This is a genomic window from Collinsella sp. CLA-AA-H167, assembly GCF_040095305.1.
In the GTDB taxonomy this organism is placed as follows: domain Bacteria; phylum Actinomycetota; class Coriobacteriia; order Coriobacteriales; family Coriobacteriaceae; genus Collinsella.
Window position 1 is genome coordinate 56,125 of the sequence record NZ_JBBNGA010000010.1, and the last position, 12,590, is coordinate 68,714.

At 60.0% G+C, this 12,590-nt stretch carries 10 protein-coding genes; 5 read left to right on the forward strand and 5 right to left on the reverse strand.

The window, feature by feature from the left end:
* Positions 1-176 precede the first annotated feature (176 nt).
* Genes AAAT03_RS07195 through AAAT03_RS07205 form a run of 3 tightly spaced genes read right to left on the reverse strand, consistent with a single transcriptional unit; the run spans position 177 to position 4,399 of the window.
* On the reverse strand, positions 177-2,096 hold the full coding sequence (locus tag AAAT03_RS07195; protein ID WP_117582975.1) for an ABC transporter ATP-binding protein: 1,920 nt from the start codon (positions 2,094-2,096) through the stop codon (positions 177-179).
* Positions 2,089-3,903 (reverse strand): ABC transporter ATP-binding protein, encoded by a 1,815-nt coding sequence (locus AAAT03_RS07200; RefSeq protein WP_349102983.1) that lies wholly within the window; start codon positions 3,901-3,903, stop codon positions 2,089-2,091. The genes AAAT03_RS07195 and AAAT03_RS07200 overlap by 8 nt, the downstream gene beginning before the upstream one ends.
* The gene (locus AAAT03_RS07205; RefSeq protein ID WP_117800283.1) at positions 3,896-4,399 is read right to left on the reverse strand and encodes a MarR family winged helix-turn-helix transcriptional regulator; all 504 of its coding nucleotides are present in this window, start codon (positions 4,397-4,399) and stop codon (positions 3,896-3,898) included. The genes AAAT03_RS07200 and AAAT03_RS07205 overlap by 8 nt, the downstream gene beginning before the upstream one ends.
* 565 nt (positions 4,400-4,964) lie before the next feature.
* Here AAAT03_RS07205 and AAAT03_RS07210 point away from each other — a divergent pair.
* The 3 genes from AAAT03_RS07210 to AAAT03_RS07220 all read left to right on the forward strand — a co-directional run bounded on the left by AAAT03_RS07210 (position 4,965) and on the right by AAAT03_RS07220 (position 7,753).
* Complete coding sequence (locus tag AAAT03_RS07210) at positions 4,965-5,789, forward strand: PfkB family carbohydrate kinase (RefSeq protein WP_117773877.1); 825 nt, start codon at positions 4,965-4,967, stop codon at positions 5,787-5,789.
* Positions 5,782-6,111: a TIGR04076 family protein gene (locus AAAT03_RS07215; protein ID WP_199412187.1), complete on the forward strand. Its 330-nt coding sequence runs from the start codon at positions 5,782-5,784 to the stop codon at positions 6,109-6,111. Before AAAT03_RS07210 ends, AAAT03_RS07215 begins: the two co-directional genes overlap by 8 nt.
* A gap of 280 nt (positions 6,112-6,391) precedes the next feature.
* A complete protein-coding gene (locus tag AAAT03_RS07220; protein WP_349102984.1) occupies positions 6,392-7,753 on the forward strand; it encodes an ATP-binding protein in 1,362 nt (453 codons plus the stop codon).
* Positions 7,754-7,958: 205 nt separating this feature from the next.
* On the opposite strand, the gene AAAT03_RS07225 is transcribed toward AAAT03_RS07220, so the two are convergent.
* Positions 7,959-8,405: a low molecular weight protein-tyrosine-phosphatase gene (locus AAAT03_RS07225; protein WP_271729445.1), complete on the reverse strand. Its 447-nt coding sequence runs from the start codon at positions 8,403-8,405 to the stop codon at positions 7,959-7,961.
* 63 nt (positions 8,406-8,468) lie between these two features.
* On the reverse strand, positions 8,469-9,704 hold the full coding sequence (locus AAAT03_RS07230) for an MFS transporter (protein ID WP_349102985.1): 1,236 nt from the start codon (positions 9,702-9,704) through the stop codon (positions 8,469-8,471).
* A gap of 161 nt (positions 9,705-9,865) precedes the next feature.
* On the opposite strand from AAAT03_RS07230, the gene AAAT03_RS07235 reads away from it, so the two are divergent.
* On the forward strand, positions 9,866-10,813 hold the full coding sequence (locus AAAT03_RS07235; RefSeq protein ID WP_349102986.1) for an NUDIX domain-containing protein: 948 nt from the start codon (positions 9,866-9,868) through the stop codon (positions 10,811-10,813).
* A gap of 245 nt (positions 10,814-11,058) precedes the next feature.
* Positions 11,059-12,516, forward strand: a complete 1,458-nt coding sequence (locus tag AAAT03_RS07240; protein WP_349102987.1) for an SLC13 family permease — start codon at positions 11,059-11,061, stop codon at positions 12,514-12,516.
* Positions 12,517-12,590: the final 74 nt, after the last annotated feature.

The window sequence follows — 12,590 nt, forward strand, 5'->3', positions numbered from 1 at the left end:
CGGCCAGGGCCTCACTAACCTTTATTCCGTTTTAAACAACGGGCTGATTGCGCGCAGGAGGGTGCCCCGGAGCGGCGGGGTATTTCCTCCGCGCGCAGTTTCGCAGCGAAGCGAGAATGTTTGAGCACGGAGGAATTACCTCGACGCCCCGGGGCACCCTCCGTCAGTAACCGTTCCTACTCCAGCTCAAATGCACCCGTGTACAGCTGGTAGTAATACCCGCGCTTGGCGATCAGCTCGTCGTGGTTGCCGCGCTCGATGATGCGGCCGTGATCCAGACAGATGATCGCGTCGGAGTTGCGCACGGTGGACAGGCGGTGCGCGATGACAAACGTCGTGCGGCCCTCCATGAGCTTATCCATGCCCTCCTGCACGATGGCCTCGGTGCGGGTGTCGATACTCGACGTAGCCTCGTCCAGAATCATCGCCGGCGGATCGGCGACGGCGGCGCGGGCGATCGAGATCAGCTGGCGCTGGCCTTGCGACAGCTGTGCGCCGTTGCCGGTGAGCATGGTGTCGTAGCCGTCGGGCAGGCGGGTGATAAAGTCGTCTGCGCCCGCGAGCTTGGCCGCTGCGATGCACTCCTCGTCGGTGGCGTCCAGGTTGCCGTAGCGGATGTTGTCCATCACGGTGCCGGTGAACAGGTTCACGTCCTGCAGCACGACGCCCAGGCTTCGGCGCAGGTCGGCCTTGCGGATCTTGTTGACGTTGATGCCGTCGTAGCGGATCTTGCCGTCGGCAATGTCGTAGAAGCGGTTGATGAGGTTGGTGATGGTCGTCTTACCGGCACCGGTGGCGCCGACAAACGCGACCTTCTGGCCCGGCTTGGCAAACACGGACACGCCGTGCAGCACCTCGTGGTCGGGCGTGTAACCAAAGTCGACGTTATCCATGACCAGGTCGCCGCGCAGCGGTACGTACTCGATCTCGCCGGTTGCGCGGTGCGGATGCTTCCATGCCCACATGCCGGTGTGGTGGTCGGCCTCCTCGAGCTCCCAGGTTTCGGGGTTCACCTGCGCGTTGACGAGTGTCACGTAGCCCTCGTCGGCCTCGGGCTCCTCGTCGATGAGCTCAAAGATGCGGTCGGCGCCGGCGAGGCCCATGACCACGGCGTTGATCTGCTGTGAGATCTGGCCGATCTGTCCGCAGAACTGCTTGGTCATGTTGAGGAACGGCACCACGACGGCGATGGACAGCGCCATGCCCGAGATGCTCAGGTTGGGCACGCCCAGCGCCAGGAAAATGCCGCCCGCCAGTGCGACCAGCACGTAGAGCAGGTTGCCCAGGTTCATAAGGATGGGCATGAGGATGTTGGCGTACATGTTGGCCTTCTGGGAGACCTCGAAGAGCTTTTCGTTGCGCTCGTCAAAATCGGCCTCGGCGGCAGACTCGTGGCAGAACGCCTTGACGACCTTCTGGCCGTTCATGACTTCCTCGATATGGCCCTCGACCACGCCGAGCTCGGTCTGCTGCGCAATGAAGAAGCGCGCGGAGTTGGAGCCGAGCAGCTTGGTCATAAAGGTCATAAAGGCGACGCCGGCGATGATGACCAGGCACATCCACACGCTGTAGTACAGCATGATAAAGAACACCGTGACGATGATGATGATCGTCATGAGCAGGTTGGGCAGCGACTGGCTGATCATCTGACGTAGCGTGTCGATGTCGTTGGTGTAGTGGCTCATGATATCGCCGCGCTGGTGCGTGTCGAAGTAGCGGATCGGCAGGTCCTGCATGCGGTTGAACATCATCTCGCGCAGCTTCTCGAGCGAGCCCTGCGTGACGATAGCCATGGCGCGGTTCCAGAAGAGCGAGGACAGGACGCCGACGCCGTAGATGCAGGCGAGGGTGGTCACGAGCTGTGCGATTTTGGGCTGCGCGGCTTCCCAATCGCCCGACTGCCACGATTCGCTAATAATTTGCAGGGCGCTCTGCAGGAAGGTCGCGCCGATGGAGTTGATGATGGCGCAGAGCACCACGCCGGCGACGACGAGGGGCAAAAGCACAGGATAGAAGCCAAAGAGCGTCTTGATGAGGCGCGACATGGTGCCGCCCTTGCGGTTGAGCGCGCGCTCGGCGGTCGTTGCCTTACTCATGTGCCTCGCCTCCTTCCTGGGTCTGAGCTTGCGTTGCGGATGCCTCGGTGTCGGCCTCGACGGCCCCTTCGCCCTCGGCAGACATCTTGTTTTGAGAGGTAAAGGTCTCGCGGTAGATCTCGCTCGTCTTGAGCAGCTCTTCGTGGTTGCCGATCTGTGCGATGCGGCCGCCCTCCATGACAATGATGCGGTCTGCGTCCTGCACGGAGCTGATGCGCTGGGCGATGATGAGCTTGGTCGTGTTGGGCAGATAACTTGCCAGACCTGCGCGAATCTTGGCGTCAGTCTTGGTGTCGACGGCGCTGGTGGAGTCGTCCAGGATCAAGATCTTGGGGCGACGCAGCAGGGCGCGTGCAATGCACAGGCGCTGCTTCTGACCGCCCGAAACATTAGAGCCGCCCTGGTCGATCCAGGTGTCGTAGCCCTTGGGGAAACCGTCGACAAACTCGTCGGCGCAGGCCAGATGCGCCGCCTCGCGGACTTCCTCGTCGGTGGCGTTCGGGTCGCCCCAACGCAGGTTCTCGGCGACGGTGCCGCTAAACAGCACGTTTTTCTGCAGCACCATGGCGACCTGGTGACGCAGCGCGTCCAGGTCGTAGTCGCGCACGTCCACGCCGCCCACGCGCACAGCGCCTTCGGTGGTGTCGTACAGGCGGGCGATGAGGTTAACGAGCGTGGACTTGGCCGAGCCGGTGCCGCCGATGATGCCGATGGTCTCGCCGCTCGTAATGTGCAGGTCGATATCGTCGAGCGCCTGGCGCTTCGCATGCTTGGAATACTTAAAGCTCACGTGGTCAAAGTCGATGGAACCGTCGGCAACCTCGAGCACGGGCTCGGCGGGATCGGCGATCGTGGGCTCGGCGGCCAGCACCTCGGCAATGCGGTGTGCCGATTCGTCGGCCATGGTCACCATGACAAAGATCATCGACAGCTGCATCAGGCTCATGAGAATCTGGAAACCATAGGTAAAGGTCGAGGAGAGCTGGCCCACGTCGAACAGCGTGCCCTGGCTCGTGATGATGAGCTTGGAGCCCAGGTAGATGATGACGACAAACGCGCCGTTGACGCAGATGTTCATCATGGGGTTGTTAAAGGCGAGCAGCTTCTCGGCGCGGGTGAAGTCCATCTGGACGTCGCGCGCGGCGGTCGCGAACTTCTCCTTCTCAAAGTCTTCGCGTACGTAGCTCTTAACCACGCGCATGCCGGTGACGTTTTCCTCGACGGACTCGTTAAGGGCATCGTACTTGTGGAACACGCGCGAGAAGATGGGGCGCACCTTAAAGATGATAAAGAACAGTCCAAAGCCCAGCAGCGGAATGATGACCAGGTAGACCATGGCGACGCTGCCGCCCATGATAAATGCCATGGTAAAGGCGAAGATCAAGACCAGCGGCGCGCGCACGGCGATGCGGATGATCATCATAAAGGCCTGCTGCACGTTGTTGATGTCGGTGGTCAGGCGCGTGACGAGCGAGGAGCTCGAGAACTCATCGATGTTGGCAAAGCTGAACGTCTGGATTTTGTAGAACAGGTCGTGACGCAGATTCTTGGCGAAGCCGCAACTCGCATGGCTGCAGGTGATGCCGGCCGCGGCGCCAAAAGCAAGCGACGTAAGCGCGATGAGCACCAAAAAACCCGCGGTGGGAAGCATCTCGGCTACGGTGGCACCGTCTTTGATGGCGTCGATTAGGTTGGCGGTGATAAATGGAATCAGCATCTCGCAGAGCACCTCGCCAAGCACGAGCAATGGCGTGGCAACAGTGACTTTCATATAGTCGCGGATGCTGCCCATGAGGGTTTTAATCATCCAGTTCCTCCCAGGTTACACGGATTTTCTCGAGCATTTCGGCGAGCTGCTCGCGCTCGTCGTGGGTGAGGGCACTAAAGGCTTGCTCTCTAAAGCGAATGCGGGCCGCCTGGTCGATGCGGGCGTTTTCCCGGCCGGTTTCGGTCAGGCGAATGGTGAGCTGCCGTCGATCCTTGGGGTTACGGCTGCGCTCGATGAGGCCGTTGAGCTCGAGCTTGGACAGGATCTCGGAAAGCGACCCCGGCTTGAGGTCAAAGTGCATGCCGAGTTCCTGCTGCGACATCTCGCCGCCGGGTTGCTTGGCCAGCAGGCAGATGATGGGCGCCTTGCCGGACACGCCTCCGCCATGAAAATGCATGTAATGGCCGCAAAAGCCCAGGCCGCTCAGGATGCGCTTGGCGAGTTTGTCTTCGGCGCTGACCGCTTCGGGTATGTCTACCGGTTGCGACGGGTCACCGCCGGGCTCATGCGGAAGGACGAGTGGTTCAACACACATATCTAAGCTTCGCTCCTTTCTTTAGTTAGGTAGTGCAATTGTTTTGTGCCTAACTAATTTAGGAGTGCAAGAAATAAATGTCAAGGTACCAAACTTATTAAGTTACGGCGTTTTACCAAACGCCGTAACCGCTCGACGCTGCAAACGCTCCTAAGCGGCAATCTGATCCCTTGGGGACGAAGGAAAAGGTATCGTTTTGGGCTGCGATGATGCCTTTCGAAGCGGCCTTGCCAAAAACTATGCCTAATTACTACGATGAATCCAGCATCGCTGACCACAACAGCTGTTTCTGAAAAAACGCAAGCTATCTACCTGCGGTTTTGTTGGAGAGAAATTCGCTGTGGTTGGAGGCGGGCGGTTAAACGTAGTAAATAGGCATAGTTTTGAAATGGAGCTATATGAGTAGCATCAACTAGGCCGCTATGGAGCAAACAGCCCCCATTTCCGAAACCTTTCCGCAACAATTTGACCTCCACGGTGCCAGCGCCCGTTCACAACGTCCCCTGCGCTACACTTAGTCGCACTGTGGCGCTGCCGCGCCGCGCCCGAAACAAGGGAGACCCTCATGAAGAATACTCAGCTGCTGCTGATTAACGATATGTGCGGCTACGGCAAGGTCGCGCTTTCCGCCATGCTGCCGGTGCTGTCGCACATGGGCTACCGTATCCATAACCTGCCGACGGCACTTGTGTCCGATACGCTCAACTATCCCAAGTTCTACATCCACGACACCACCGAGTACGTGCGCCAGAGCCTCGCCATCTGGGAGGAGCTCGGCTTTGAGTTCGACGCCATCTCCACCGGTTTTATCGTGACCGAGGAAGAGACGCGTATCATCTCGGACTTTTGCCACCGCCGCGCGCAAAAGGGCACCAAGGTGTTCGTCGATCCCATCATGGGCGACAACGGCAAGCTCTATGCCGGTGTGCCCGAGTCCACGATTGGCCTTATGCGGCACCTGCTGGAGTGCGCAGACTACGCGGTGCCCAACTACACCGAGGCCTGTCTGCTCGCCGATACGCCTATTGCAGAGCAGATCACGCCCGATGAGGCCCGCGCCCTTGTGGACGCCGTGCGCGAGCTGGGTGCCAAGTCGGTGGTCATTACGAGCGCCGTGGTAAATGGCACGAACGCGGTTATCGGTTACGACCATGTGGCGGGGGAGTACTTCACGATTCCCTTTGAGCTCATTCCGGTCTATTTCCCGGGCACGGGCGATACGTTCTCGGCGGTGCTCATGGGCCGCGTTATGGCAGGTTGGAGTCTGCAGCGCGCGACGTCCGATGCCATGCGTGTGGTGGCTGAGCTTATCGAGCGCAATGCCGACCAAGAGGACAAGTCGGCCGGCCTTCCCATCGAGGCCTGCCTGGATGTGATTGACCATGAGTAACGCTGGCGAGGGCGGCGTCAAGCCTGCGGGCGAGAACAGGCCGCTCGGCGCGCCGCGTGGCAAGCGGCCGCGTATCCGCGTGAGCTGCGTGGACCAGCTGGGGACGTGCCGCTGCCACCATGGTCACAAGCCGGGCGACGTCTTTGACTTTGACCGAGACCGCGGCAAGATGTGCGCCATGGCCTGTCACGTGGGCTTTCCCTATATCGATATCCTGCGCTATGGCGGAACCGTGCCTGGCAACGAGCCTGGCACGGCAAAGTTCTGCTGCCCCGAGATTGATACGCTGAACGTCTGGCTTGCCGAGATCGTCGACGAGTAACCGAGCGAGGATTTTCTCCCGTCGAAATATCGAGCGTGGATTATCTCCCGTTTTGGGCGCAATTTCGCACTCAAAGTGGGAGATAGTCCTCGCTCGATTTGTATGCGAGAATCCCGACCTCACTTATGCCCATGCTTAGGCGCACGCGTCGTTGTTCTGTGCGCGAGTAAGCTCAAATTTCTGCATTTCATCCAATTTCGGTACTAAAAATCTCTGCATTTCATCGATAATAGTCGATATAAATATCTGCATTTCATTTATCGAGGCGATGGGAGAGCTCATGTTGCGCAGGAAAATCGCTGATGATCTTGATTGTTGGCAGAGATCCATTGAACGAAAGGCGTTGTTCGTCACGGGTTCTCGCCAAATCGGTAAGAGCTACTCGATTCGCGAGTTCGGTAAGTCAAACTACGCAACCTATATCGAGCTCAATCTCGCGGAAAATCGCCAGGCAAAAGATGCTCTTCTCGAGGCACGGGATGCCGATGATTTCATCAGCAGGGTGACGCTTCTTTCGGGAAAGCCGATAGCGCCAGGCAAAACGCTCGTGTTTATCGATGAGGTCCAAGAGGCCCCCGACATCATGACGATGGCAAAGTTCCTTGTTGAGGACGGGAGGTGCCACTGGGCGTTTTCGGGGTCAATGCTCGGGACCCAGTTCAAGGGCGTTAGGTCCTATCCTGTGGGATATGTTCACGAGCTTAGGATGTTCCCGCTCGATTTTGAGGAGTTTTGCTGGGCGATCGGGGTGAGCGAGGGAGCTCGCCAAACGATACGCGATGCGTGTATCAGCGAAAAGCCCATTCCTGATTACATTCATGACGCGATGATGGCAAACTTCAGGACCTATACCGTTGTCGGCGGAATGCCGGAGGTCGTGCAGCGTTTCCTTGACACGCAGGGCGACCTTGCCTCTGTTCGTCAGCTACAGTCAGAGCTCAACGAACAGTACCGGCGGGATATCTCTAAGTATGCAAGCGGGCGAGCCCTTCAGGTGCAGAGCATTTACGATCAGCTCCCTATTATGCTCGAGGGCGAAAACAAACGCTTCGTGCTCAATTCCATTGACCCCAAGGCGCATTACGACAAGTACCAGCGAGATTTTGTCTGGCTTGTCGATGCCGGCGTTGCTCTCAAGGCCGATATCGTAACCGAGCCAAAATCGCCCCTGCTCAAGACGGCGCGGCCATCGCAGTTCAAGCTATATCAATCGGATACGGGCATGTTGATGGCGCGCTACCCCGTTGGAGTCGCCCAGGCGGCGTATCTTGATAGCAAGGAGCCCAATCTGGGCGGCATTTACGAAAACGTGGTGGCCCAGCAGCTGGCTGCCCAGAATCGCCAGCTTTACTACTATCAGACGAAAAAGCGCGGCGAAGTGGACTTTGTGGTCGACGGACCGGATGGGACGGCTGTCCCGATCGAGGTTAAATCGGGCTCCTATTACCACGCGCACGCTGCGCTCGGCCATGTGCTTGATACGGCCGAATATGGCGTAAGGCTCGGGATTGTTTTCTCGAGAGGCAACGTTGAGCGCAACGGAGCTGTTCTTTATTTGCCGCTATATGCGACCTGGGTCCTTTCGGATGTTTTGGGCGACTCTTGTGCCGAGGGGATAAAGCTGGAGGTCAAGCCGGTCTAGGGCCAGTCCCGAATGTGACAAAGGAGCAGTCTCTTGGTCGTATCGAGTTCCACTGCCCGAGAAAATGAGCGTGGATTTTCTCCCGTTTAGAGCGCACTTGAACGCTCAAAGTGGGAGATTTTCCACGCTCGATCTGTATACGAGAGAAAATCCACGCTCGATGTATACCGATGACGCGGTTCGCGCGGTTTGTGCGCCCGCGAACCTACATCTGCTCGAGCATGGCAGTGCAACCGGCGAGCACATCGCGGTAGGTGGCATCGAAGTTGCCGGTGTACCAGGGATCGGCCACGTCGCCGGGGTGCTCGGTCCAATCGAGCAAGCGCGTAATCTTGCCGTCGGGGTCGTCGCCAAAGATGCGACGCAGGCCGCGCGCGTTCTCAGCATCCATATAGACAATGTGATCCCAGTTGCCATACTCTGTGCGACGCACCTGGCGGGCACGGTGCGCAACGACGGGAATCCCGACCTCGCGTAGCTTGGCAACGGTACCGTGATGTGGCGGGTTGCCGATCTCCTCGGTCGAGGTCGCGGCGGAATCAATGACAAACTCGCCCGCGCGCCCAGCGCGGTGCACCAGCTCGGTAAACACCGACTCGGCCATCGTCGAGCGGCAGATGTTCCCATGGCAGATAAACAGTACGCGTTGCATATGCGGTTTCCTTTCGATCGTCATCATCGAGCTCGAGTATCGCATCTACGCCTGCGCCTACGCCTACGCCCTCGCCCGCTTGCGCTCCCAGCGAGCCAACTTAATCGTCACCAGCGTGAGCATCCAGGCCGCAAGCGAGAACGCAGCGCCCACGGCGCCCACGTAGGCAATGCCAACGCTGCTTACCACGGCGCCGCCCACCGCAGTGCCAAACGAGATGCCGACGTTAAACGCCATGGGCTCAACCGAACTCGCGAGCACCATCGACTTGGGATGGCGGCTGCGCGCCACGTCCATAAAGTGTGTGATGCACGACACCGAGAACAGGTACATGAGCATCGCCAAGCTAAAGACAAAGACCAGCGCGAGCGGCATGGTGCCGCCCACAGCAAACAACCCGAGTAACGCCACAGCCTGCAGCACAAACGTCACGAGCAGCGCCTTCATGCCAAAGCGCGCATCAATCCATCCGCCCAGGATGTTCGAGATCAGGCAGAACACGCCGTAGGCCATGAGCGTGGTGCTGGCTTCGACCGTGCCCATGCCCAGCACCTGCTCCAGATAGGGCGTCATATAGCCGTAAAACACATAGACCGATCCCACGCCAAACAAGAAGATGAGCATGCCGGTGATGATACTCGGTTCGCGCAGCAGACTCGCCTGTTCGCGGAAGGTAGCGGGTTCGTCGGTCTGTCCGGCGCGCGGCATAAACGCCACGAGCGCTCCGCAGATCAGAACGGCAAAGGCCAGCGTGCCGTACATGGCAACGTGCCAGTCGAGCGTGTCGGCCACAAGCTTGCCGATCGAAGTGACAAAGACCATTGCTACGGAAAACGCACCATATACCACCGAGATGGCAAGCGAAGTTTGCTGCGGGGACAGCAGCTCGGGGATGTACGTCACACCCACGGCGAGCAGTGCGCCCGAGACGGATCCCAGGACAATGCGCGAGATAAAGAGCACCTGGAAGTTGGGCGCCAACGCCATGACCAGGTTGCCGAGCACAAAGACGATGCTGTAGTACACGAGCAACTGGTAGCGGCGGAATCGCCCCGTGCTGAGCGCAAGCACCGGCGTGGCGATGGCATAGACGAGCGCGAACACGCTGATGAGCTGGCCCGCAGTGGCAAGTGATACGCCGAGTTCCGTTGCCAAGTCGCTTTCGATGCCGATGACCACGAACTCTGAGCAGCCGAGCGAGAATCCCAACAGCACGAGCAGCGCCAGGCAGAGCTTGGTGCGCGCGGGGGAGAGCGCGGCGGCGGTTGACTTACTTTTAGACGTGGTTGCGGCGGTCAAGGTTGTCACTCCAATGTCGCATGAATAAGCGGGATTCAATCCCTGCAACTCTAACAGAATGTGCCAGGTGCCTGCCCCCTTTGTCGCAGGCTGTGCTTGCCTGTATAGTCGCAATACAGGTGAAAATGGTCTCAGGTACATTGCGGGCGACAGGAGATCCCATGGGTATGCACACGACAAAGGTTGCAGCAGGCGAGGGCAAGTTTGCGCTCGAGGCCCAGTTGACGGTGACGCCGCGAGGCATGGCGGTGTACGCCTGCTCGCCGGAGTTCGCGCACCTGGGCGCCACGGCGCAGGCCATTCCGCGCCCCGAGCCCGGCCGCACGGCGACAGTGAGCATCCTGGCTGTTCCGTGCCATCGAGACGAAATTCCGGCGCACGATATCGCGGCGGCGCTGGCCACGCGCTTTGGCGTGCCGGTCGTTGCGAGCACGGGCTTTCATGTTGAACAGGCGAGCGGGGGCGACCTGCAGCGCGTGCTCGACACCACCAAGGAGCTCATCGCCGCGCTCGAGGAGGCCGCAGCCCGCATTCTGCGCGCCGGCTGGGATGAGGGCGGCGCGGGTGCCGAGGTCGTGGCGGTCAATGCCGCGACCGGCGAGACGCTTGGCCCCGTCGACCGCATCGATGCCCATGCCGGTGAGGGCATTCTGCATCAGGCATTTCTGACGCTTCTGGTCGAGGGCCAGGGCGAAGACGCGCGCCTGCTGCTCTGTCGTCGCAGTCCGCTCAAACGCCTGTGGGGCGGGGTGCTGGCCGATGGCTGTGCCGGCCATCCGCTCCCCGGGGAAGACGTCGCGGCCGCCACGGCACGTCGCATCAACGAAGAGCTTGGCATCACGCGCGAGCCCGATCAGCTCAAGCACCTCGGACGCGTGGTGTACCGCGAGGACCACGGCGACGGCCGCTGCGAGTGCGAATGGTGCGAGGTGTTCGTAGCCCATGTTGAGCCGGGCGAGCTGCATATCAACCAAGAGGAGATCTCGGAGGTGCGCCCGGTCGCCCCGTCCGAGCTCGACGGCTACCTGCGGGGTCGCCCCGAGCAGCTGGCCCCCTGGCTCCGCGAGGCCCTCAGCGACCCATCCATCCGTACGGATCTCGCTATGTGAAACAAAAGACAGTCCCTTTGCCACATCCAAACCGTCACAACATTCGATGAAAATCTCGAAATCGAGGAAAAGCGTCGAATGTTGTGACGGTTTTTGCCCAGAGGATCGCTTCTCATCCAAAAATCCCGCTTGACTGTATTGCAACAACACAGCGCAACGTAAGGGGTGTCCGATAACGGGCGCCCCTTTTTAAGTGGCAACGTGGCTGCGAATCCGGAGCGCCCCCCAACAAGAAAGGTGGGGAGATGGAAGCGGAAAAGAAGGCGTTTAAGATCACCAAGCGCGAAATTGGCTTTGTGCTGGGTATCGTTGTCTTTTTGCTGGTGAAGTTTCTTCCTTTGGCGGAGCTGAGCTCGACGGTCGAGCTCACGGTCGGCGCTCAGACCTGTCTGGCACTGACGCTCGCCACGGTGGTGTTCTGGGCATGTGGCGTGGCGCAGTCGGGCTTTGTGGGCCTGCTCTACTGCGCGCTGCTCGTTCTGTTCAAGGTGTGCGTGGACGACACGGGCGCCGCGAGCATCTCGGCGACAGTCGCCTCCACGTTTAGCTCGTGGACCAAAGCCACCATGTGGCTCGTCATTGGTGCCTACCTCATCGCCAGCGCGGTCAAGGAGTCAGGCCTGGGCGAGCGCATCGCCTATGCGTTTATGCTCAAGTTCGTGCGCGACGCCAAGTCGCTCATCATCTCGATCTTCGCGCTCACCTTTGTGCTGTCGCTGCTGATCCCGCATCCGTTCCCCCGCGCCTTCCTCATCCTCGCCGTCGTCTCGGTCATCGCCGAGTCCGCCGGCTACGGTGACGACGACAAGGGTAAGCTCGGCTTCCTCGTGTTTGCCGCTGCTGCCCCGGGCTCCATGTTCTTCCTGACGGGCGACTCCACACTCAACCCGCTCGTCGCGCAGTACAGCGCCGAGGCCGGCGGCATGAGCCCGTCCTTCGTCGACTGGTTCCTGTACATGAGCGTGCCTATGCTGGTCGCGCTGCTGTGCACCCTGTTCCTGGGCCTCTTCCTCTTTAAGCCCAGCAAGGAGCTCGTTTACGATCGCGAGCAGATCGTGGCCAAGCAGGCCGCGCTCGGCATGCTCTCCGTCAAGGAGATCCGCACCATCGTGTGGCTTGTCATCGCCATCGCGCTGTGGCTTACCGTCTCGGGCGATTACATCGGCTGGGTGACACTTGCCATCGGTGTCGCGCTCGCCATGCCCATCATCGGCGAGGTTCTCACTCCTGCCAGCTGGAACGCTGTCGACATCAAGTCCCTCATGTTCCTGACGGCCGCCATGGCCGTGGGTTCCGTGGGCGGCGCCACCGGCATGAACGCCTGGATCGCCGACGTCGTGCTTCCCAGCTCCGTGCCCGAGAACATCTTCCTGTTCGCCCTGCTCGTCGCCGCGCTCTCCATGATCATCCACATGTTCATGGGCTCGGTCATGGCCGTGCTCGGTGTGTGCGTGCCGGCGTTCATCAGCTTCGCGGCCGGCTCCAGCGTAAGCCCGCTTGCCGTGGCGCTCATCGTCTTCACGTCCATCAACATCCACTACATCCTGCCGTTCCACAACCTGCCGATCCTTATCGGCGAGGGCAAGGACGCCGGCGGCTACACCTCCAAAGAGGCCATGCGCATGGGTATTCCCCTCACCGCGGTCGTCTTTATCGTCGTGCTGGTCGAGGCCGCCTGGTTCCACCTCTTTGGCCTGATGTAAGCAGTCGAGTGCTTGGCTGTAATTAGCCGAGTGCTTGAACTGCGAGTGCCCGAGCGCCCCATCTATGAGCGCTG